A 23,144-nucleotide genomic window follows, 5' to 3' on the forward strand; every position below is an offset into this window, starting at 1 on the left:
GCAAGGAGCGTGGCAATCTCATGAAATAGTATAAAATCCTGAGATTGCTTCGTCAAAACTTACAGTTTTTCCTCGCAATGACGTAGAATTTTCAAACAATTTCTTTAAAGCTTAATTGCTTTTCTAGGTTAAATAGTTTAATTTAGGAAAGAAAACAATTAATTCCTCTCCTACATATATGAATGATTTATTCAGCTTTAACAAAGAAAAAAAAAATAAGCTAGTCGATAATAACTACAGTGCAAAAGATATTGAAGTATTAGAGGGGCTTGAGCCTGTTCGTAAAAGACCGGGTATGTATATCGGTGGCACTGATTCAAATGCTATGCATCATTTAGTATCTGAAGTGCTGGATAATGCTATGGACGAAGCAGTCGCCGGTTTTGCAAGTATCATCACGATAAAAATGCATCAGGATCATAGTATTACTATATTTGATAACGGTCGCGGTATCCCTATTGATAATCATCCTAAATTTCCTGATAAATCAGCTTTAGAAGTAATTTTAACTACTCTTCATTCAGGAGGTAAATTCTCAAATAATGTTTATCATACTGCAGGCGGATTGCATGGTGTTGGAATATCGGTAGTAAATGCTTTATCTAAACATTTAGAAATAAAGGTTTATAAACAAGGTAAATTATATAGTCAAAGTTATTCTAAAGGAGAAAAGTTAACTGATTTAATATGTGAAGAAGTATCTAAAAGGCTAAGAGGTACATCAATAAATTTCACTCCCGATCCGGAAATTTTTAGTGGAAAATTACATTTTAATCCTAAAAAGATTTATGAGCTTGCAAGGTCAAAAGCTTATTTATATCGCGGTGTTACTATAGAATGGGAATGCGAAGTAGAAGTACCGTCAGATATACCTAAAAAGGCATTAATAAATTTCCCAAACGGTTTAAAAGATTATTTAAGTTCAAAAGTAACTTTAGATAATTTAGTTATTCCGGAAATTTTTTCAGGCAATATAGAGTCTACGCTGGACGGGATAAAACTTGAATGGGCAATCTGCTGGCAAAATAACGATAGCTCGGTGTTTATTCAATCATATTGTAATACCGTTCCGACTCCACAAGGAGGAACGCATGAGCAAGGACTTAAGTCAGCTATTTTACGTGGGCTTAAAGCATACGGTGAAATGATAGGGAATAAAAAAGCTGCCAATCTAACTATTGAAGATATTTTAGAAACCGCAAGTGTCGTACTTTCTATTTTTATAGCTGAGCCGTCTTTTCAAGGACAAACTAAGGAAAAATTAGTATCAAACGGTGTAAGTAAACCGGTCGAGAATATAATAAAAGATCATTTTGACCATTTTCTTAGTAGCGATAAAGCTTTAGCTACTAATTTACTTGAGCATGTAATTAGCATTGCCGAATTTAGAATAAGTAAGAAAAACGAAAAAAATATTTCCCGTAAAAATGCCACTCAAAAATTACGTTTACCTGGTAAACTTGCCGATTGCACACGAACTTCACCTGAAGGGACGGAATTATTTATTGTAGAAGGTGATTCGGCAGGAGGCTCTGCAAAACAAGCACGTAATAGAGAAACGCAAGCAGTATTACCGCTATGGGGTAAAGTTCTAAATGTTGCGAGTTCTACGCTTGAAAAAATCGTTAATAATCAAGCGATACAAGATTTAGAAATAGCTCTTGCCTGCGGTAGTTTAAAGAATTATAAAAAAGAAAATCTGCGTTACGAAAAAATAATTATTATGACTGATGCAGATGTTGACGGTGCTCATATAGCTTCGCTATTAATGACTTTCTTTTTTTTACGAATGCCGAAATTGGTAGAAGAGGGGCATTTATATCTAGCTAAGCCTCCGCTTTATCGTTTAACGCAGTCTAATAAAACTTATTATGCAGGCGATGAAGAGGAAAAAGCTAAGTTAACGGATAAATTATCAAAAGCTAGTAAAGCTAAAATTGAAGTAGGTAGGTTTAAAGGTCTCGGTGAAATGATGCCTGCACAATTAAAGGAAACTACTATGCATCCGGAAAAAAGATCGCTTTTAAAGGTAACTTTAGAAGATTTTCAAAATGTCGATAAAATAGTAGATGATTTAATGGGTAAAAAGCCGGAAAAAAGATTTCAATTTATTTATGAACAGGCTTTAGTTAAAATGGATAAAATTATTAGTGAGCTGGATATTTAATCGTCATTGCGAGGAGCCGTAGGCGACGCGGCAATCTCGTCAAATATCCTGAGATTGCTTCGTCAAATTACTTTGTAATTTTTCTCACAATGACGCTTTGCTTAAAAAACACACATATTTGGAGTATTATGTTATTACGTTTAATTATAACACTATTTTTTATTATAAATTCTATTTGTGCATTTGCAGAAGGAGAAAAAGAAACTGAAAATAAAATATCAAATCAGGAAGCTTATAAGCAATTTCAAGACGTATTTGAACGTATTGAAAAGGATTACGTACGAGTACCCGATAGGCAAAAAATGATAGATGAAGCAATTAACGGTATGTTAAACTCGCTTGATCCTCATTCAAGCTATTATACCGATGAGGATTTAGAAGATATTTTTACTTTTACAAAAGGTGAATTTGGCGGAATCGGTGTTGAAATAATGTATGATAGCGGAGCAATTAAGATAATATCGCCTATTGACGATTTGCCGGCTTTCAAAGCAGGGCTTAAAGGCGGGGATTATATAGTAGGCGTGAATGACGAGTTAGTCTCTACGCTTGGTCCTAATAAAGCTATAAAAGAGATGCGTGGTCCGCCTGGTACTAAGGTTAAATTGTTGATAATTGAGGAAGAAGAGGCAAAACCGCAAGAGCTAGAGCTTACTCGCGAAATAGTAAAAATCAAGCCGATAAAAGCACATTTAGAAAAAAATAATATTGCATATATACGTATAACTACTTTTAATGAGTCAACAATTTCTGAGCTGAAGGCAGCAGTAAAGAAGTTAAAAACTGAAAGTAAAGATGACCTTAAAGGTATAATTCTAGATTTACGTAATAATGCCGGAGGTATACTCGATCAAGCTATTGCCGTTAGTGATTATTTTATTGATTCCGGTGTAATTGTAACAACAAAAGGTAGAACTACATCAAGTAATAGCGAAACTAAAGCAAATGAGTTTTCGTTAAAAGCTCCCAAAGTACCTATGATAGTTTTAATAAACGGTAATTCTGCCTCTGCCTCGGAAATAGTTGCCGGAGCTTTGCAAGATCATAAAAGAGCAATAATACTTGGCACTAAGTCTTTCGGTAAAGGATCAGTTCAGGCTTTAACGCAAATCAATTCTAGGGCTGCCGTAAAACTGACTATATCTAAATATTACACCCCAAGCGGTCGTTCTATTCAAGCAGAAGGAATAGAGCCTGATATTTTAATTGAGCCGGCGAAAGTTGAGTATCCAGAAGTGAAAAAAATAGATAAGCGTTTTTCTGAGAGTTCTTTAAAAAATTATTTGAAGAATGATAATGAAAAAAATAAAGATAATTCATCTAAAAACAAAGATAGCAAAAAAGAAACAAAAGCCAAAAATAATAAACAAGAAGAGAATGAATTATCGGAATTATACAAAAAAGATTATCAATTTGCTCGTGCTTATGATGTAATTACAGGGTTGATTATTAATAAGAAGCTGGAAACAAAAGAGAAAGTTAAACAAGAAGATAAGTAGAGAGGATAATGTCATTCTCGGTTTTGCTGCATGGATAGATTCTTCTTCATAAGCTACGGAAAAACTGTAAGTTTTGTACGTACGCAATCTCAGGAGCCCTGCTTTATGAGATTGCCACGCAGCCTACGGCTGCTCGCAATGACGATTTGGTATGCAAGCAAGCCTTCCGCAGGGATGACATCAGTTGAGCTAAAAATAACTACTAGGTCTCGTAATGAACCATAATAAGTATATAGTAAGATTGTCATTCATTATATTGTTTCTTAATATTGTCATAAATATGATGTTTTATCGTTATTTTATGATAAAAGAAATGATAGTAAAACTAGTGGCTTTGGAACATACTAAAATTGTAGAACTTTACACTGATAATATTTGGAATACTCATCAGAACGTAATCAGTAAATTACATAAATTCGATTATTTAAAACTATTACAAGATCAAGATTTTATTAATTTTGCAAAGATTACCGCTCAATGGTTCACCAATCTTAATATTAATATTTCTCTCTACGATCTCAAAGGTAATAAATTCATCACTAGTAATATGTTACATATGTATAGTGTAGACAATTATAAAGATGATAGTTTGGTTGAGATAGTTACCGCAAAAATCGATAAATTTTTTTTAAAGTCTTTTACTTCAAAAGCTCCGCTTCAAGATGCTTTTGAAGGTATTACAAGTCATATATTATTACCAAGGGTAGTAATAGAAAATGAAAGTGATTTAACAGTGGAAAAAGCTTCTTTTGTTACTAGCTATATCCCTGTTATAGATAATAATTTAGATTTTCCCGTAGATGTAGTATTTGAGATTAACACTAATATTACCAGCCAGTGGCAAAATATAACCTCTCTTGAGCAAAAGGTTTTTATAACTTTTATCATTATTTTTATAATATTCTGCACTATAATTATTAGTAATACTAACTATGCTAGACAAATTATTGAGGAGCAGCTTGAAACAAATAGAAATTTAAAAGCTCAAATAGTAAAAGTAGAAAAAACCAGCTCTTCAAATACAAAGTTTTTTGCTAATATTAGTCATGAATTGCGTACACCACTTAATGCTATAATAGGCTTTTCGGAAATTCTTATGTCGGAAAGAGATGCAGAAAAAAGTAAAAATTATATTAAAGATATAAATGATGCCGGTAAACATTTGCTTAGTATGATTAATGATATTTTAGATCTTTCTAAAGCTTCTGCCGATAAATTAAAAGTAGATAGTATAGATCTTGATTTAAATAAATTAATTAGTTCTTCGCTGATACTTGTTAAGCCTCGTGCCAATCAAGCCGAAGTGGCTTTAATTAGTAGATTACCGAAAGAGCATGTGGTTATAAAGGCTGATCCAAAAAGGCTAAAACAAGTATTCTTAAATCTTTTATCAAATGCCGTGAAATTTACAAATTCTGGAGGAAGTGTTACTATTGCACTTGAAAAAGATGAGTTAGCAAAATTAGTATATATAAAAGTTATAGATACCGGCATCGGTATTGAGGAAAAAGATATCCCAAAAACTTTATCGGCGTTCGGTCAAATTGATAGTGAGCTTAGTCGAAAATATGAGGGTACCGGTCTTGGGTTGCCGCTTACTAAAAAACTGGTTGAGCTTATGAACGGTAAGTTTGATTTGCAAAGTAAGATAAATGAAGGTACCACCATAACAATAACTTTTACATATGACGGTAGTATTGAAATATAAAAAATTGTGTGGAATATTAAAAATTTTTCGGTATACTTGTTTTATTTGAAAAATTGGCTACGTCGTTTTATAAGATCTGCGGTTCTCACGTATTAAGTATACGCAGCACACCTCGCCTTATAAACTCCTTGCTCTTTTCCAAATAAAACTTCGTCTACTTACTCTTCGTTTATTCAGAGTATATTATAAAAAAAATTATAAATCTTTAAAAAATATATGAAACTGATTGTCTTATTATTTACTTTTTTATTTTCTATGGTTTCTTTCGGAGAAAGCGAAACTATTAAAGGAAAGCCTTTAAAATATGCAGCAAATAATGATTTTGAAAATAGATTAGATGAACAGGAACAAGAAATCAGAAGATTAATCGGTAAAGTTGAGGTTTTACAGCATAAAATTGATATGCTAACGCAGAACTCAAATATTCCAAATCAAGAAGAAAATACTGAAGTTTTAGAAGCCGGTGATTCAAAAAAACAAGATGTTTTTGATATAGCTTTGCTTAAAGACATGCCGGATAATGCTCCTAAAAAACCTATTGCGGTTAATAAGGATATAGCTCCCGATAAGCAAGCTTACGATTTGGCTCTTGCTGCTTATAAAGATAATAAACTTACTGAAGCAAAAGATAAATTTAAAAATTTTATCCAAAAATATCCTAACAGTTCGCTGATTAGTAATGCTTATTTCTGGTATGGGGAATGCTTTTTTAAACAAAAAGACTATAACGGAGCAGCGGTTAACTATTTAAAAGGCTATAAAGAGTTACCGAAAGGGGCAAAATCTTCTGATGGATTATTGAAGTTAGCACTTTCCTTAGGTGAACTAAAAAAAACTCAGGAAGCATGTAATATGCTTGCTAAGCTTGATAAGGAATTTCCAACTAATAGAACTACTGCATCCAAGAAAATGGCAGAGGATGCTAAGATCAAATTTGGCTGTAAAAATAAAAATAATAAGATATGATTGATATTTTGGATGAAGTACTGAGTGATCAAAATGAAGAAAAAAGGTTAATTTTTTTCAAAAAGCTTTTACCTATAATAATAATCATTTCTATAATAGCTATTACTATAATGGTTGTTATTAATAATAATAAAGATAAAAGAATTAAAAATAACCAAAAAAACGGTGATATTCTTATTAAGGCTGTTGGTTTGGAAACAACAAAAGATAATGAAGAATTAGCTTTTAATACTTTAGAGAATTTGGTTACTACTAGTAATACTAAAATAAAAGAAATAGCTGCATTAGAACAAGTAGCCATAAAGATTTCGGGAAAAAAATATTCAGAAGCGAAAGATCTGCTTAATAAAATTATTGAAAATAAAGAATATTCCGAAATTTCTACTTCTTATGCACGTATTTCATGGTGTGGTCTTGTTATTGATGATCAAAATCTAGATATTCAAGATAAAGAAAAATTGACAAAATATTTAAACTATTTTGATGACGAGAAAAAACCTTTTTGGGCTACGGCAACTATTATAAAGGCTATGTGGGATATTAAGAATAATATGAAACCGCAAGCAGAAAAAAATCTAAAAAATTTATTAATTTCAAATAATGTATCTGATCTAATAAAAGATCAGGCTAAAGCATTGCTGGTAAATTTAAATAAATAATAATTCGTACTTAAGGAAAAATATGACAAAAAAAATAGCACTTCTGTTATTACCGTTTATTTTAATTTCATGTAACGGGCTTGGACCAAAAAGGGTAAAAAATATTGTTGAGTTGACTCCTAAATTAGCAATTCAGACTAATGAGCCTATATATTTAGATTCTAATGCAAATATATATGCGTTTAATGCAAATATGCTTAAGAATAAACAGTATAGTTTCGCTAGAAGCAAAACAATTACTGAGCCGATTTTTATAGGCGATATGATTTATGCATTAGATATTAGATCGAATATTTCTGCATTTTCTATAGAGAAAAATAAGATTATTTGGTCTTATAATTTAAGTAGACATAAAAAAGATAATTATATAGGTGGTGGAATTTTACACCATAACGGAAAATTATACGTAACATACGGTTCAAGGTTGTTAGTAGTGCTAGATGCAAAATCAGGTTATGAAATAATTAGAAAAGAACTTCCGGATATTATTAGAATTAAGCCTATTGTGCTAAATGATAATACTGTCTTAGTGCAAACTATCAGTAATCAAACTATTGCTTTAAATGCAGAAACTTTAAAAACCGTATGGGAACATGAAAGCCTAGCGGAAGTTTTATCGGCTAGTTATTTTATGACGCCCATAGTACAGTATGACAATGTAATAGTAACTTATAATTCCGGGCAAGTACTTGCATTAAATATAAAAAACGGTGAAGTAAGATGGAATTTTGAGTTCGCAGATCTTAATGATCGTACAGCTATACCGAATTTTGACGAATCAAGTATTTTATGTACCCCCGTTCATGATAATATGAATCTGTATATAGCGACCGGTCTTGGCAAGCTTATTAAGCTTAATGTAGCAACCGGCAGTGTGATTTGGCAGGTAAATGCCGAGGATATTCAATCAATGTCTTTAATCGGTAATAGCCTATTTGTAACAAATAACGCTAGACAAATAGCGGCATTTAATCCTGAAACAGGGAAAGTAAAGTTTGTAGCTGATTTAAATGATGGAAAAGATCCTAAGAAACTAAAATCTGCTACTTTTTTAGTACCTTTTGTTGGAGTTGATAATAACAATAAGCGAAGTTTAAATGTTATTTCCGTTAACGGTGTTTTATATAGTTTTGATGTTGATAATAATGGATTAAACATGATGCCTCATATTGTCAAAATTATAAAGAATATTCATTATTATGGGCTAAGAGCAAATAATAATTTATATTTTTCTACCGATAGAAAGATAATATTCGGAAGTAAATAGGGATTGCTAACTAGTGATAATATCGTCGTTGCGAGCGGTCAAAGTGAGGTCGGCAATCCAGAAAAGATAATAAAAATGCTATAAACTAGCATTTTTAAACTGGATTGCTTCATCAAAATTTTCAATTTATCCTCGCAGTAACGTTAATTTATTAACTAATTTATCTGCAATACCAGTAAATAGATTATATTTAACTTGACAAATGGCAGGTATTAATGCTATTAAATATGTTTCTTGATTCTTTAATTTTAAATTCTAATTAAAAAGATACTATTGTGAAAACTTACTCGGCAAAGCCATCGGAAATTGAAAAGAAATGGTGGGTCATAGACGCAAAAAATATTGTACTAGGGCGACTCGCTAGCAGAGTTGCTAATATGCTACGTGGTAAGCATAAACCTAGCTTTACGCCTCATTTAGATTGTGGTGATAATATAATCATAATAAATGCGGAGCATGTAAAATTAACAGGTAAAAAAGCGAATCACAAAGACGGAAAAATATATTACAGGCATACAGGATTTCCAGGTGGGATAAAAGATACTACGGCAGGTAAAATCTTAAGTGGTAAACACCCTGAGAGAGTTATTAAAATGGCCGTAAAAAGAATGATTACAAGAAATGCTTTAGGTGCTAAGCAAATGAGTAATTTGTATGTTTATGCAAATGGTGATCATCCTCATATGGTACAGCAACCTACTGTTTATGATTTTGCAAGCCAAAATCCAAAAAATAAAAAGTAATAGAATATGACCGAGTTAAAAATTAAAACAGAAAAAGTAGAAAAGCAGTTAACTAAAGAACCTTTAAAACCGGTATTAAAAACTCCTAAAGAGAAAATAGATAATTCAGGCAAGTTTTATGCTACAGGTAAAAGAAAAAATGCTATAGCACGAGTATGGCTTAAAGTAGGAAAAGGAAAAATAGTTGTTAATAAAAAAACAATAGACCAGTATTTTCCTTCTGAAACCTATGTGAAAACTATCTTACAGCCTTTTGTCTTAACAAAAACTATTGATCAGTATGATGTAATTTGTACTGTTAGAGGTGGAGGAATTTCAGGACAAAAAGGTGCTATTTTACATGGAATTTCTAAAGCTTTAGATAAATCTGCTCCGGATTTTCATGCTATTTTGCGTAAAGGCGGTCTTTTAACACGTGATTCTAGGGTAGTAGAGCGTAAGAAATACGGACAATGTAAAGCACGTAAGAAAACACAATTCTCTAAGCGTTAAGATAAAATTTGAGAAGTTGCTAGTCAATTGTTGCATGAATCAATTTTTTTTATTGTCATCCCGCGACTTGATCGCAGGATCGCTTAAAATATTTAAATTATTAGTATTTTAAGTTATTTTTTTTGGATACCGTGGTCAAGCCACGGTATGACACTAAGTGCATTTTTCGATCCATGCAATAATGCACTATTTTTATCTAGAATGACACTTCTTAACAAATTATATAAACACTCTTCCCCTGGCGGGGTAGCTCAGCTGGTTAGAGCGACGGAATCATAATCCGTGTGTCGGGGGTTCAAATCCCTCCCTCGCTACCATTCATTCGTCTTTTTGAAAGTTCTATGGTAAACTGATTTGAACTCTGTGCTTCGTTGTTTATCGTCTTGCCTATTAATATATAGGTTCTATCCTCATGCCTGTCACAAAATGGGGTTGAGTTTACTATAGAACTGTTAACAAAATAAATTTTAAAGCTAATTAAATTACTTTTTGCTGCAAATTATAAGATTTTTTTGAAATAGGATTAACTATTCCTGCAAAAATCTTATAATTTTTGCTAAAAATTCTTTTTAATTATCAATTAAAATTATTTTGTTAACAGTTCTATAGTTTTTAATAAAATTTTGTATAAGATAAATATATAATAAATGTTTAATTCTTATATTTATTATTTATGAGCTTTCTTCCAATATATGCTAAAGGGTTCGTGTATCTGAAAGATATCGACCCTACAATTATTCAAAATATGCGTTATTATTCAGATGAAAATTTTGTTGGTAAAAAGGTAGATTGTTATAAAGCACCGGAAGCAATTTTAACCATAGAAGCTGCGAAGGCCCTTAAAGCAGTACAAGCTGAGATAAAAAAAGATGGTTATTCACTTATTATATATGATGCATATAGACCACAAAAAGCTGTACAACATTTTTAAAGATGGAGCAAAGATAATATTGATCAAAAAAATAAGGAAAGCTTTTACCCATATATAGATAAGTCTAAATGTTTTACACTAGGTTATATAGCTGAAAGATCCAGCATAGTAGGGGTAGTACTGTAGATTTATCAATAATAAAGCTTCAGAAGGAAGTTAATAATAATCCTGAAGTCATTAAGAGAAAATTGAAAGACGAGCGTGTTATATCCTATTTAGATGACAATACGGTAGACATGTATACTTCGTTTGACTTATTTGATAAAGCTTCACATCATGATAGTAAATTAATTGATAAGCAATATTTAGTAAAACGTAATTATTTACGTTCTAAGATGCAAAAACATAATTTTAAAGCATGTCAAATTGAGTGGTGGCATTATACACTTGAAGATGAGTCTTATAAAGATCAATATTTTAACTTTGATATAGAATAAAAAACTATGACAGTATTAAGCGAGAAAAGATGCATACCATGTGAGGGTGGAGTTCCGCCACTTGAGAAAAAAGAAATTGATAAATTATTGACTGAATTACAAAATGAGTGGTAAGTGAATGAATTAGGGCATCTTTATAAAAAATATAAATTTTCTAATTTTATAAAAGCTATGGAATTTGCAAATAAGATAACTGAAATTGCAGAGCAGGAAGCACATCATCCCGATTTAACTATATCTTGGGGAGCATGTAGTGTGGAATATGGACTCATAAAATCGGCGGTCTTACGGAAAACGACTTTATATTGGTTGCAAAGATAGAAAGTAAAATCTAATTATTTTCAGGTTGTAATAATTAATTACTTAAGTGAAAAGAATATTAGCAAAAATCACACAAGTATCAACAGCTAAACGATGGTTTCTTATTAAATTAATTGAATTATAACAATAATTTTAATAATATTTAATAATAAGACATGTTTGTAATAAACATAAAGTAACGTTATGCCAAATTATCATATTAAATTTTTACCAAATATAGTTAATTTAATCGGTTATTTTTGTAGACTTATTTTATTACCAAATTTAATACCAGCTGATTCTAGTGAAAATAGTTATGACCAAAGCCTTGATAGAAATAAGGTATATTCTGTACATTTAAAACCTTTTTCTAATACCTATACATATTTTTTAGATGAGCATCCTGATCATACCTTTGTACATATTGCTGATAAAAAATATATTTTATGTGGATTGGTTAGAGAGCTAAAATTTGCGTTTGAAGATATAAATTCATGGTTTTTAATGCCAGAAGCTCAAATTGATACGGTTAATTGGGAAGCTGAAACAACAACAAATCACTGCCTAAGTAATTTTATTATAAATTTATTTCATATAAGAGAAGTAAAAGATTTTATTGCTAATATAACTATATCTAATCTAGCAAATGCATTTACTGCACATATAATCGGTGATAATAATTATAACTTAATAAAGAATGATAGTACATATTATATGATTGAATCTAGTTGCGATAAAGATATTAGTTTATTGTCTAGAGGAACAAATGAGTGTGCTGTATTTACTTTAGGTAAATGATACGGATACTTCATTATTTAGTGCTATAAATGAATTAATTGAAGGTGATAGAGAGGTAAATAGTGCTGCTACAAGTACTATTTATATAAAATTTTTACTGAATTAATGATTCAAATTCTTTTACAACGGCTTGATAAAGTTTCCGTTTGAAAGGAATTATAATAGATAATAGCTCGTCAAGTGATGCCCAACGCCATTGGTCAAATTCCGGATTAGAGGTATTTATATTAATATCTTCGTTATTTCCGGTAAACCTAATTAAAAACCAGCGTTGTTTTTGTCCACGAAAATTACCGTTCCACAATTTAGGTATTAAAAAGCTTGGTACATCATAACTATACCAGCATTTGCTTTCGGCAATAATATATCCTTTATCGCTTCCTATTTCTTCTAACATCTCACGCATTGCTGCAATACTTGGTGTTTCGCCGGGAACTATCCCACCTTGCGGCATTTGCCATGCAGATATTTTTGTATCTATTCTTTTACCGACGAATATATGGTTATCAGCATTTAATATCATCATGCCGACCCCTGGTCTATATGGTAAATCAAGATGTTTTTTGGAAGAATTTCTCATTATTTTTTTACTTTAAAAAATCAATTATAATTTTACTATTTTATTTTTACCCGTTGTTTTAGCTTCATACATAGCTTTGTCAGCACGTTCAATGAAAGATTCTATTGATTCTTCTTTTTTATATTCCGTAACTCCGATTGAAATAGTTTTTTTTAAAGGTTCAATTTGATCTTCAATATGAAAATCCATATATTCTATTTTAACTCTAACTCTCTCCGCAGTTTCAATTGCTTTAGAAATATCTATATCCGTTAAGAGTATAGTAAATTCTTCACCGCCGAATCTTGCTATTAAGTCTGTTACTCTGAGAGTATTCTTCAAAATACGGGATACAATTGTTAAAACCTTATCGCCTGCTTGATGACCGTAAGTATCGTTTACATGTTTAAAATTGTCGATATCGCACATAAGTAAATATAATTTAATACTTTCTTTATTAGCTTTCTCAATCATTTGTTTGAGATGTATATCGAAATAGCGACGATTAAATAAGCCGGTTAGACCGTCTTTAGCTGCTAAATTAACACTTTGTTCAAGATCATTACGTAAATTATCTTGATATTGCTTACGCCTTAATTGTGTTCTAATTCTAGCAAGCAACTCGCTTTCCTCTATAGGATAAACGAAATAATCATTAATACCGAGTTCAATACCTTTCACAACCAAAGGCATACCGTCTTCATCAATTTGTAAAATTATTACCACGCCGCTTATTTCTGCTTTACCTCTTAAAATAACACTGATCCTCAAAGGATCGTCATTTTCGAGCATACTACTGATAATTACTAAATCGGGGGTATATTCATTTATAATATCTAATTCATCGGAATTACTTATTACCTTTACGTTTTGGGTAATCTTAAGTAACATTTGTTTTATATTTTTAGTTTGTACCACATCATCATTAATTAGTAATATTTTTTTATCTGCAAAAGTGTCATGCATTTCGATATTTGTTACGCCTAATAATGCATTAGTGCTATTACGAAGCTTTAACTCATCAATTAAGCTTTTCATTCTAGATAGCGATTTAAGTCTTACAAATAGAGCGGTATCGTTAATCGGCTTTGTTAAAAACTCATCAGCTCCTGCCTCAAGACCTTTAACTCGATCATCAATATCGGAAAGTGCAGTTACCATTACAACCGGTATATGAGTAGTTTCCGGATCGGTTTTTATCGTTTTACATACCTCAAATCCATCCATTTCCGGCATCATAACATCAAGTAGTATAATATCAATTTTTCCCTTTTTAAGAATTGCTAATGCTTCTTTGCCGCTATTTGCAGTAAGAACCGTATAATACTCTTTTAAAAGTTTGGCTGTCAGTAACTTAATATTGGTTTCTATATCATCTATTACTAATATTGTGGTCATAAGATTAAATTCTTGTTTTTAAAGGAAATAATTTGTATACTTATACTTTAATTTTAAGTCTTAAATGTAATATATATGAAAATTTCAGCAAATTCAATTAGAACAGGTAACATATTAGTTTATAATAATGATTTATGGGTTGTAAGCAAAACACCGGAACATACTCAACCAGGGAAAGGTGGGGCTTATGTACAAGTTGAGATGAAAAATTTAAAAACAGGGACAAAGCGTAACGAAAGATTCAGTTCTTCCGATTATTTAGAAAAAGCCGAACTTGAACAAAAAGATTATCAATTTTTATATTTTGAAGGTGATGATTTGGTATTGATGGATACCAAACATTTTGATCAAATAAATGTTCCAAAGGAAATTTTAGAAGAAAAATTACCTTTCTTAACTGAAAATATGATTGTTAAAGTCGAATTTTATAATGAAAAGCCTTTAAATATTGAGCTTCCTCCAACTGTTATACTTGAAATTAGTGAAACTGATCCGGTAATAAAAGGAGCAACCGCTACCGCTTCTTATAAACCGGCAATTTTAGAAAACGGTATTAAAATTAAGGTCCCGCAATATTTAGAAATAGGAGAAAAAATTGTTGTTAAAACCGATGATATAACATATGTCGAGCGAGCTAAATAAATTTCCATTATGCAACCTATAACTAATTTATTAATTAATGCCCTGCGTAAAGCAGTTAAGTTTTTGCATAGAGATTTTTTAGAACTCGAAATGTTGCAAAAAAATTCTGTAAGAAACGAAGAATTTTGTAAGCGATCTTATTTAAGATTAAAAACTTTATTATGTGAAGAATTACAAAAACATACACAATATTTATTTTTTCCAGATGATCAATTCGATTTAAATAATAATTATGAGAGTGTCTTTTTAATTAATCCTATAGATAGCCCAAATAATTTCGCTAGAAGTATACCTTTTTTTGCGATATCCGTAACTTATTTAAAAAGGAATCAAGAAGTTTTAACTCCTACTTCTACAGTAATATATTTCCCTGCTCTTAATGAAATTTATTATGCTGAAAAAGGTAAAGGAGCTTGGATAGAAAAAAATAATTTAAACTCTAATTATCAAGGATTAAGACTTAGAGTTTCCGATAATGCAGATTTAAAGAACTGTTTAGCAATTATTGAAGATGTAAATCATAATGATTTGGAGGAAATATACTCCTGTGAAATGAGGAGTGAGTATACGAAGATCAACTTGGAAAAGAGCAAGGAATCTGTAAGCCGAGGAGCGGAGCGTACAGAAGTATGTGAGCATTCGAGGACTTACAAAGATGACGTAGCCAATTTTTCAAGTTCATCGAGTATAAATAATATTAGATCTTTTGGCTCTCCTTGCTACGGGGCTACGCTTGTAGCTTCAGGTAAAGCGGATTTAATATGTTTATCATTATTAAATTTTACATTATATTATGCATTTGAGCTTCTTATTAAGGAAGCAGGCGGGATAATTATAGATTCTAGCGATAAATTTATATATTCAAATCGTTATATTGCTAAGAAACTTAAAAAATATTAGACAAGAAATTATTTTAGATTTGCATTTTTATTGTTAGAATATAATAATAATGTTAATATAATTATTAATTCATAAAGTTATGGTACATTATAAAGAGTTTGAATTTGACTGCGATTTTGGTGGACAAAGAGCCAAGTTTAAGTTTTATATAGGTACGCCTCAAGAAGGGCATCATCCGCTACAATTTCAAGCAAAATGGTTATCTGACGAAAGAGGCGGTACTATTCCTGATGAGGTTATGAAAGCAATATCACAGCTAAATGATCTTGCCAAAAAAAACGGTGTTCCACTTCCGGATTTATGCGTATATGCTCTTGGTTCTGCTCAAGAAGCCCAAGCTACCCCTCAAGAAGAAGAAGAAGATGAAGATGAGAGTGAGAACCAAGAGGATAAAGCAGGCATAGTTAAAAATAATAAGGAGATTCATAGAGATTAAAATGAAACAATATAATGATTTATTTAAAATTATTCACCGCGAAGGATATATATTTATTGCTAGCTTTGCATTAGTAAGTTTTTTATTAGCATCATTTAATGAAAAACTTGGCTGTATTGGATTTATTGCTACTGCTTGGTGTATTTATTTTTTCCGTAATCCTGATCGCTTTGTACCTATAAGTGATGATCTGGTAATAAGTCCTGCAGATGGAATAATTCAAGAAATTAAGGAAGCATTGCCGCCTCCGGAATTAGGGCTTGGTGATGTGGAAATGATTAGAGTTAGTATTTTTCTAAATATTTTTAATGTCCATGTTAATAGAATCCCAGCAAACGGAAAAATTTTAGCACTTCATTATAATCCGGGAAAATTTTTTAATGCTTCACTCGATAAAGCTAGTATTTATAATGAGCGTCAATCAGTATTAATGGAAACTGATCAAGGGCAGAAAATTGTTTTTGTTCAAATAGCCGGACTTATAGCAAGGCGTATAGTTTGTGATTTAGAAGAGGGTAATGAAGTTAAAACGGGCGAGCGATACGGTATAATTCGTTTCGGTAGCAGAGTAGATGTTTATCTACCGTTGAAAACAGCTTTATTAGTGAGTAAAGGGCAGACTGCTATAGGCGGTGAAACTATCATTGCTGATTTTGGACGTAAAAAGACAGCAGAATTTAAGTTTGAGAGGAAGTAGTCTCATAACTTTAAAACCCCGTTATTGCGAGAGCAGCCGTAGGCTGCGTGGCAATCTCATGAAATAATAACAAACTCCTGAGATTGCTTCGTCAAAACTTACAGTTTTTCCTCGCAATGACGTTATAAATACATTTTGAGTATAAAAATTGTTAAAAATTCGTAAATCTATAATAACTAAGCCTGTACCTCTAATAAAATTAATTCCCAACTTTATTACGTTGCTTGGTTTAGTAACCGGTATGAGTTCTATAAAATTTGCTTTGGATAGCAGATGGGAACTTGCGGTATATTGCATTATAGTAGCGGCAATTATTGACGGTATCGATGGTAGAATAGCAAGGATGCTAAATGCAGCTAGCCCATTTGGGGCAGAGCTTGATTCATTGTGCGATTTTGCTAATTTTGGTATAGCTCCTGCTTATTTAATATATTTATGGTCTTTTCAACAATATGAATATAAGGTATTTTCATCAGCAGTAATGCTATTATTTATAGTGTGTATGGCACTACGTTTAGCTCGCTTTAATGTTGGTATTTATCAACCGAAACAAGATAAAAAAACTGAATATTTTTTTACCGGTGTACCTGCTCCATGTGGTGCTTTACTTGCTTTAACGCCTGTAATGATAGATTTTGAAATCGGTACGTTATTAAATATCAATACACGTACTCACACTATAACAATTAATATATATTTAGCTATTATAGCTTTTCTACTTGCTAGTAGGCTTCCTACAATCTCAACAAAAAATTTAAGTATTAAACCTGAATATTTATCGCTTGCAATGATTTTAGTTGCTATTGTTATTATAAATCTTATCATATATCCATGGTATTCACTGCCGTTAATTGCAGTTATATATATTCTTTCTATACCAATTTGTTATTTTTTTAAACATAGAGGGTATTGGTAAAGTTAATTATGCCGAGTGTATTACAACAAGCTATCGACAAATATAAACATCATCCATTTACTAAATATGTAATTATTATAGCCTTAATAATATTTATTTATTTAGGATATAGAATTTATGTTTGGGCAAATACACAATCCACGGATAATGCTTACATAGATGCAGATATTTCAAATGTTAGTGCTGAAGTTAGCGGTGTTTTAACAAAGTTATTTGTTACCGATAATACTAAAGTTAATAAAGGCGATCTGATAGGTGAAATTGACGATAGAGATTATAAGGCAAAGCTTGCAGCACTTGAAGCATCTATTGAAGCTTGCATAAAAAATATAGAAATTATAGAGCAAAAAATCTCAATAGGGCAGATTAGTCTAGAGCAAGCAGCTGAAAAATTAAAGCTTACTAAAATAAGCTTTGATATTGTTTCAACAGATTTTAGTAGAGTGCAGGAATTAAATAAGGCAAAATTTGCTAGCTCTAAAACGCTAGATGATTCTAAAAACGCATATCAAAAAGCCAAAACGGATTATAAACAAGCACAGTTAGATTTAGATATATATAAGCAAAATTTACAGCTTCTTGAGCTTGAAAAAGCAGCAGAACAGGAAAAACTTAAAGAGCTAACAGAAAATAAAAAAGTAACCTTAAGGAGCTTACAAAATACTAAACTTATTGCTATGGTACCCGGTATATTCGGTAATAGTAGTTTAGAAGTCGGAAATTACATAGTACCGGGTAGGGCATTGTTTTCTATAGTTCAAGATAATACTATGTATATTCAGGCTAATTTTAAAGAAACACAAATTAAGAAATTTAAGTCCGGCATGAAAGTCAAAATTGAATTTGATGCTTTGCCTAAAAAGGTAATTTACGGGAAGATTCGTAATATCGCTCCTGCTACCGGCTCTAAATTTAGTTTGATCCCGTCCGATAATGCTACCGGTAATTTTACTAAAATCGTACAACGTGTACCTGTTTTAATAGATTTTGAATCCCCAAATGCTAATCTAGTCCCCGGCATGTCAGCAATCGTATCCATTAGAACAGATCAAAGTACGTAATTTTTGTTGAAAAATAGCAATAATTATTCTATTAAAAGTATATATTCTAGTATTATTTACTTATTACTTAAAAAGCTATATAATATGAGTAATACCAAAAGTAATAATTAATATGCAAAGATATTTAGATCCCACTAATGATAGTTTATTTAAAAAAATCTTTCGTGATTTAGGAAGGTTAAAGGAATTTATTAATGCGGTTCTTGAACTACCTGAGGGGCTTAGAATCAAAGAAATAGAATTTATACCTGTAGAGCAAACACCTATTATCGATAAAGGGAAAAAAGCATATTTGATTTAAAGGTTAAAGATGAAGCCGGTAGCTGGTATATAATCGAGATGCAAAAAAGAAATGAAAGCGATTACTTAAAAAGAGTGCAATATTATTCTGCTCATTCTTATGTACAGCAACTTACACAAGGAATAAAGCATAAAGATTTATTACCGGTAATAGTTATTTCACTTATTAAGACTAAAATGTTTGATGATGAAGTACCTTGTATAAGTCTTCATAAAATGCTTGAAACTAAAACAAATAAGCAATATTTATTTGTATTTATAGAGCTTAAGAAGTTTGATAAAGATAAGTTTGATAATACTATAGATGAGTGGCTACATTTATTTAAGTGTGCAGAAAATGAAACTAGTCCGCCTGCAAATATAAAGAGCGAGAAAGTATTAGATGCGTATAATGTAATAGAAATGCATAACCTAACTCCCGAAGAATATGACGCCTATATAAGAGCAAAATTAATGGAAGATGCTGAAGAAATAGCTTTGTCTGAAAATTTTGAAAAAGGGAAAGTTGAGGGAGAAGTAGTAAAAAGTATAAAAATAGAAAATGCTAATCAAACAAAGACCTATAGCAGAAATTCACGAGATTACTGAATTATCTACAGAAGAAATAGAAAAGCTAAAAGCAGAAATAGAGGATTCCTGAAACTAGTTGATTAATTATTTACCCCTTAACTCTGCTAATTCTTTTTTTAGTTTTATTACTAAAGTTTGTAATTTTTCAAATTCTTCGCGAGTGACGTAATTACCTTTAAGTATTTTATCCTCAATTATACCACAGCTTTTATCCGCTATACTGTTTAAGACTTTTTGTGCTACGCTACTAGCTCCTACTGCAACTTTTAAAATATTATTTGTTTTCATAGTACCTCTATAGATAAAGCATGCAGACCGCTATTAAATTCATCGGCAAGTAAGTTATTAATAGTGCGATGATTGGCAATTAGGCTTTTTCCCTGTAATGTTTCTGCAACAATTCTTATTTTTATATGGCTGTGAATTCCGTCATAATGACTAGTATGTTTATAGCTTTCATCTATTATTTCTTGAAAATGTGGTTTTAACACACTTAATTTTTCTTGTATCCTTTCTATGCGGCTCATATTTTTATTTCATTTACAGTAAAAATGTCCTAGTATTCTTAAGTATATAATTTTATGATAAAAATGGCAATGTCGGAATTAATAACGGATTATAAAGATTTACAAGATGAGATAGATAAACTGGAAAAAGGCGTATGTTTTGCTTGTAGATTAGTTAATTATGATGAAATAGAATTTATAGAGCAGGATAAGCATTTTATAATTGAAGCTTTAGATCAAATCATTGAAGATGTAAGCAAAGAACTTAATATTTTTTCAAAGTTTAAGAAAATAAAGAAAGATAGAATATTATTTATCCTAAATACTACTGATTCTGACTTAATTAAAAATTTTGCTAGAAAATTATATTTATTTTCGCAGCTTTATATTAATGAACAGAAGCCGGCAATTTATATGAATTGTTATATTGCTAGTATTAAGTTTCCAAAAGTAAGTAATAATGCTAAAGAAATTGAAAAAACATTAAATATGTTACTTTCACAAAATAATAATAATTATTATTACCGTGAATATAGCAGTACAGAACATGATTTGGAAAATATAAGAAAATCTAATCTTCAGCTTAACTTACTACGACAAGCCTTAGCAAAAAAGACTATGCGATTTGCTTATCAGCCTATAATAGATCGCAATACTATGAAGATTCATTATTATGAATGTCTGCTTCGTATACCTGACGAGAACGGCGTTTATATTTCCGTAGGTCCTATAATTTCTATTGCTGAAAATAAAGGATTAATTTTTATAATTGATCAAATTGTTTTGGAAATGACTGTTAACGAACTTGCCCGCAACCCAAACTTAATGTTAGCTGTTAACATTTCAAATATAGGAACAAGCGATGAAGCTTTATGGGAAATAGCAGAAAACTTATTAAAAGCTCATAATGTTTGGGATCGTTTAATTATTGAAATTACGGAAACTTCTTTCAATGAGAATTACGATAAAATAACTTTATTTATTAATAAACTACGTAAGTACGGATGTAAATTTGCATTAGACGATTTTGGTTCGGGTTTTACTTCTTTTAAACAACTTCAAAGCTTACCAATTGATATTATTAAAATTGACGGTAAATATGTGCGTAGTATTACAAGTGACGTACAAAGTAGGTATTTCGTAGAAAGATTAATTAAAATTTCAGAAGATTTAGGTATTGAAACGGTAGCTGAATTCGTAGAAAACGGAGAAATAGCTAAATTTTTAATTGATCTAAAAGTTGGCGGGCTACAAGGGAACTTTTATTCCGAAGCAAAGTTTGATAGGGTGGATGAGGTTTAATTATTGTCATACTGCGACCTCGCCGGCTTTATTGCATGGATACCAAAATCGTCATTGCGAGGAGCGAAGGGTCTTGTTGCATGGTTCGAGAAATCTGCTCGATGTCATTCCCGCGAAAGCGGGAATCCAGAAAAATAACTTCAATATTGATACAGAGGTTACATCATTTGATAAAATAAACATATAAAAAACTTGTTTTTTTATATGTTTTACTGGATTCCCGCTTTCGCGGGAATGGCATAAACCGAGCCATGCAACAAGGCCAATGCCCGCTCGCAATGACATAAATTATAGTGCTTGACAACCTACATAAAAACCTATATGCAGAACTCAACTTTAAATGATTAAACTTAGATGCTGTTACTTGAATTAAAAAAAACTAATCAAATCTTAGAAACTATACATTTTATAGGTATCGGCGGCGTTGGAATGAGCGGTATTGCCGAGATATTACATAATCTAGGTTATAAAATACAAGGTTCCGATTTAGTAGAAAATTATAATACTAAAAGGCTTGAGTCATACGGCATTAAAATATTTTTAGGACACGCCGAGCAGAACATTACCAATGTTTCGTATGTTGTTATTTCGTCGGCAATTAATCCAAATAATCCTGAAATAAAAGAGGCATTAGAGCGTAAAATTCCAATTATTAGACGTGCGGAAATGCTTGCTGAACTTATGAGATTAAAATGTTCAGTAGCAGTTTCGGGATCGCACGGTAAAACCACTACTACTTCTTTAGTTGCTTGTTTATTTGAGGCAGCCGGTTTATGTCCTACGGTTATTAACGGTGGGATCATAAATAATAAATCGACTAATGCATATCTTGGTTCAAGTAATTATTTAATTGCGGAGGCCGATGAATCGGATGCGACGTTTATTCATATTCCATCAACTATTGCGATAATAACTAACATTGATCCCGAACATTTAGATTATTATAAAGATTTTGAAACATTAATTGGTGCTTTTAGAAGCTTTATTACTAATTTGCCGTTTTACGGTTTTGCCGTTTGTTGTATCGATCATAAAATAGTTCGTAAGTTAGTAGACGATATTACTGAAAGAAAGATTGTTACTTATGGAATCGATTCGGAATATGCTCATATTATAGCGTTTAATATTAACACTGATATTGCCTCCTCTACTTTTGACATAAAAATTAGTCTACCAAATGTACTAGGTACAACGATTATTGAAAAAATTACTATTCCAACGCCCGGAAGACATAATATTTTAAATAGTCTTGCTGCAATTGCCGTTGGCATAGAATTAGATTTTGGTATTAAAGCTATTAAAAATGGCTTTAATAATTTTAAAGGAGTAAAGAGGAGATTTACTAAAGTAGCTGAATATAATAAGGCTTCAATTATCGATGATTACGCTCATCATCCTGAGGAAATCAAAGCAACACTTGCGACGGCTAAAAATATAGCAAATAAACAAAACGGTAAAGTTATTGCTATTTTTCAGCCTCACAGATATTCAAGAATGCAGCATTTATTTGATGATTTTATGCTTTGCTTTGCTGATGCCGATATACTCTATATTACCGATATATATGCTGCAGGTGAAAGCCCTATAGAAGGAATTACAGGACAAAGTTTAGTTGATAAGATTACTAAGAATAAGCATCACGATAAAGCAAATTTTCTAGCACAGCTAGATGATGCGGTTGGGGTTATTATAGATAATGCAGCTTCTGGTGATATGATAATTATGATGGGAGCAGGTAATATTTCAAGTTTTGCTAATGAATTAGATGGGAGATTGTCATCCCGGGCGACTTAAGCTGTCATCCCGTGGCTTGACCGGTCTTGTTGCATGGCACTTATGTCATTCCCGCTTTCGCGGTAATGACATCGAGTCTTAAGTTGACACTCATGC

General features: G+C 31.4%; 24 protein-coding genes, 1 tRNA gene and 4 pseudogenes. 25 read left to right on the top strand and 4 right to left on the bottom strand.

What is annotated here, in order from left to right; genetic code table 11:
- Window positions 1-178 precede the first annotated feature (178 nt).
- From parE to MB29_RS13815, 14 genes and pseudogenes are all read left to right on the top strand, one after another.
- On the top strand, window positions 179-2,167 hold the full coding sequence (gene parE, locus MB29_RS05875) for a DNA topoisomerase IV subunit B (RefSeq protein ID WP_032139440.1): 1,989 nt from the start codon (window positions 179-181) through the stop codon (window positions 2,165-2,167).
- 128 nt (window positions 2,168-2,295) lie between these two features.
- On the top strand, window positions 2,296-3,666 hold the full coding sequence (locus tag MB29_RS05880) for a S41 family peptidase (protein WP_032139441.1): 1,371 nt from the start codon (window positions 2,296-2,298) through the stop codon (window positions 3,664-3,666).
- A 214-nt stretch (window positions 3,667-3,880) separates the two neighbouring features.
- Window positions 3,881-5,374, top strand: a complete 1,494-nt coding sequence (locus MB29_RS05885; RefSeq protein ID WP_032139442.1) for a sensor histidine kinase — start codon at window positions 3,881-3,883, stop codon at window positions 5,372-5,374.
- Window positions 5,375-5,590: 216 nt separating this feature from the next.
- Entirely contained in the window at window positions 5,591-6,340 is a 750-nt protein-coding gene (gene ybgF, locus MB29_RS05890; RefSeq protein WP_032139443.1) for a tol-pal system protein YbgF, read from the top strand.
- Window positions 6,337-6,999, top strand: a complete 663-nt coding sequence (locus MB29_RS05895) for a DUF2659 family protein (protein WP_032139444.1) — start codon at window positions 6,337-6,339, stop codon at window positions 6,997-6,999. Before ybgF ends, MB29_RS05895 begins: the two co-directional genes overlap by 4 nt.
- A gap of 22 nt (window positions 7,000-7,021) precedes the next feature.
- Entirely contained in the window at window positions 7,022-8,266 is a 1,245-nt protein-coding gene (locus MB29_RS05900) for an outer membrane protein assembly factor BamB (RefSeq protein ID WP_032139445.1), read from the top strand.
- Window positions 8,267-8,541: 275 nt separating this feature from the next.
- On the top strand, window positions 8,542-9,009 hold the full coding sequence (rplM, locus tag MB29_RS05905) for a 50S ribosomal protein L13 (protein ID WP_032139446.1): 468 nt from the start codon (window positions 8,542-8,544) through the stop codon (window positions 9,007-9,009).
- 6 nt (window positions 9,010-9,015) lie between these two features.
- On the top strand, window positions 9,016-9,501 hold the full coding sequence (rpsI, locus tag MB29_RS05910) for a 30S ribosomal protein S9 (RefSeq protein ID WP_032139447.1): 486 nt from the start codon (window positions 9,016-9,018) through the stop codon (window positions 9,499-9,501).
- Between the two features lie 240 nt (window positions 9,502-9,741).
- Window positions 9,742-9,818: transfer RNA gene (locus MB29_RS05915), tRNA-Met, on the top strand.
- A gap of 356 nt (window positions 9,819-10,174) precedes the next feature.
- Window positions 10,175-10,432, top strand: a complete 258-nt coding sequence (locus tag MB29_RS05920) for a M15 family metallopeptidase (RefSeq protein ID WP_051965323.1) — start codon at window positions 10,175-10,177, stop codon at window positions 10,430-10,432.
- 236 nt (window positions 10,433-10,668) lie between these two features.
- Window positions 10,669-10,818, top strand: a pseudogene (locus MB29_RS05925) (M15 family metallopeptidase); the annotation flags it as partial.
- Between the two features lie 57 nt (window positions 10,819-10,875).
- Window positions 10,876-11,204, top strand: a pseudogene (locus MB29_RS08700) (4a-hydroxytetrahydrobiopterin dehydratase).
- 169 nt (window positions 11,205-11,373) lie between these two features.
- A pseudogene (locus MB29_RS05940) lies at window positions 11,374-11,664 on the top strand (hypothetical protein); the annotation flags it as partial.
- A gap of 9 nt (window positions 11,665-11,673) precedes the next feature.
- Window positions 11,674-11,892 (top strand): annotated as a pseudogene (locus MB29_RS13815) (hypothetical protein); the annotation flags it as partial.
- 169 nt (window positions 11,893-12,061) lie between these two features.
- On the opposite strand, the gene MB29_RS05950 reads toward MB29_RS13815, so the two are convergent.
- Together MB29_RS05950 and MB29_RS05955 are read right to left on the bottom strand one after the other, a co-directional pair.
- Window positions 12,062-12,547, bottom strand: a complete 486-nt coding sequence (locus MB29_RS05950; RefSeq protein WP_008580323.1) for an RNA pyrophosphohydrolase — start codon at window positions 12,545-12,547, stop codon at window positions 12,062-12,064.
- Between the two features lie 24 nt (window positions 12,548-12,571).
- Window positions 12,572-13,924, bottom strand: a complete 1,353-nt coding sequence (locus tag MB29_RS05955; RefSeq protein ID WP_032139449.1) for a PleD family two-component system response regulator — start codon at window positions 13,922-13,924, stop codon at window positions 12,572-12,574.
- A gap of 75 nt (window positions 13,925-13,999) precedes the next feature.
- Between MB29_RS05955 and efp the strand changes: the two genes are divergently transcribed.
- The 8 genes from efp (at window position 14,000) to MB29_RS09180 (ending at window position 19,464) form a co-directional block, all read left to right on the top strand.
- The gene (gene efp, locus MB29_RS05960; protein WP_032139450.1) at window positions 14,000-14,566 is read left to right on the top strand and encodes an elongation factor P; all 567 of its coding nucleotides are present in this window, start codon (window positions 14,000-14,002) and stop codon (window positions 14,564-14,566) included.
- Between the two features lie 9 nt (window positions 14,567-14,575).
- On the top strand, window positions 14,576-15,466 hold the full coding sequence (locus MB29_RS05965) for an inositol monophosphatase family protein (RefSeq protein WP_032139451.1): 891 nt from the start codon (window positions 14,576-14,578) through the stop codon (window positions 15,464-15,466).
- Window positions 15,467-15,545: 79 nt separating this feature from the next.
- Window positions 15,546-15,902 carry a DUF2610 domain-containing protein gene (locus MB29_RS05970; RefSeq protein ID WP_051965324.1) on the top strand — a complete coding sequence of 119 codons (357 nt, stop codon included), beginning with the start codon at window positions 15,546-15,548 and terminating at the stop codon, window positions 15,900-15,902.
- A gap of 1 nt (window position 15,903) precedes the next feature.
- The gene (locus MB29_RS05975; protein ID WP_011271361.1) at window positions 15,904-16,599 is read left to right on the top strand and encodes a phosphatidylserine decarboxylase; all 696 of its coding nucleotides are present in this window, start codon (window positions 15,904-15,906) and stop codon (window positions 16,597-16,599) included.
- A gap of 148 nt (window positions 16,600-16,747) precedes the next feature.
- Complete coding sequence (locus MB29_RS05980; RefSeq protein WP_008580317.1) at window positions 16,748-17,515, top strand: CDP-alcohol phosphatidyltransferase family protein; 768 nt, start codon at window positions 16,748-16,750, stop codon at window positions 17,513-17,515.
- Between the two features lie 8 nt (window positions 17,516-17,523).
- Window positions 17,524-18,576 (top strand): HlyD family secretion protein, encoded by a 1,053-nt coding sequence (locus MB29_RS05985; RefSeq protein WP_032139452.1) that lies wholly within the window; start codon window positions 17,524-17,526, stop codon window positions 18,574-18,576.
- A 112-nt stretch (window positions 18,577-18,688) separates the two neighbouring features.
- Window positions 18,689-18,877 carry a hypothetical protein gene (locus MB29_RS05990; protein ID WP_008580313.1) on the top strand — a complete coding sequence of 63 codons (189 nt, stop codon included), beginning with the start codon at window positions 18,689-18,691 and terminating at the stop codon, window positions 18,875-18,877.
- Between the two features lie 38 nt (window positions 18,878-18,915).
- A complete protein-coding gene (locus MB29_RS09180) occupies window positions 18,916-19,464 on the top strand; it encodes a PD-(D/E)XK nuclease family transposase (RefSeq protein WP_051965325.1) in 549 nt (182 codons plus the stop codon).
- Window positions 19,465-19,530: 66 nt separating this feature from the next.
- On the opposite strand, the gene MB29_RS06000 is transcribed toward MB29_RS09180, so the two are convergent.
- Together MB29_RS06000 and MB29_RS06005 are read right to left on the bottom strand one after the other, a co-directional pair.
- Window positions 19,531-19,734, bottom strand: a complete 204-nt coding sequence (locus MB29_RS06000; protein WP_032139453.1) for a hypothetical protein — start codon at window positions 19,732-19,734, stop codon at window positions 19,531-19,533.
- Complete coding sequence (locus tag MB29_RS06005) at window positions 19,731-19,973, bottom strand: BolA family protein (RefSeq protein WP_032139454.1); 243 nt, start codon at window positions 19,971-19,973, stop codon at window positions 19,731-19,733. The genes MB29_RS06000 and MB29_RS06005 overlap by 4 nt, the downstream gene beginning before the upstream one ends.
- A gap of 54 nt (window positions 19,974-20,027) precedes the next feature.
- On the opposite strand from MB29_RS06005, the gene MB29_RS06010 reads away from it, so the two are divergent.
- The 3 genes from MB29_RS06010 (at window position 20,028) to murC (ending at window position 23,048) form a co-directional block, all read left to right on the top strand.
- Window positions 20,028-21,254, top strand: a complete 1,227-nt coding sequence (locus MB29_RS06010) for an EAL domain-containing protein (RefSeq protein WP_032139455.1) — start codon at window positions 20,028-20,030, stop codon at window positions 21,252-21,254.
- A 3-nt stretch (window positions 21,255-21,257) separates the two neighbouring features.
- Window positions 21,258-21,392, top strand: a complete 135-nt coding sequence (locus MB29_RS13510; RefSeq protein ID WP_267881754.1) for a hypothetical protein — start codon at window positions 21,258-21,260, stop codon at window positions 21,390-21,392.
- Window positions 21,393-21,608: 216 nt separating this feature from the next.
- Window positions 21,609-23,048 (top strand): UDP-N-acetylmuramate--L-alanine ligase, encoded by a 1,440-nt coding sequence (murC, locus tag MB29_RS06015; RefSeq protein WP_032139456.1) that lies wholly within the window; start codon window positions 21,609-21,611, stop codon window positions 23,046-23,048.
- Window positions 23,049-23,144 lie beyond the last annotated feature (96 nt).

The sequence above is a fragment of the Rickettsia tamurae genome (assembly GCF_000751075.1).
Taxonomy (GTDB): domain Bacteria; phylum Pseudomonadota; class Alphaproteobacteria; order Rickettsiales; family Rickettsiaceae; genus Rickettsia; species Rickettsia tamurae.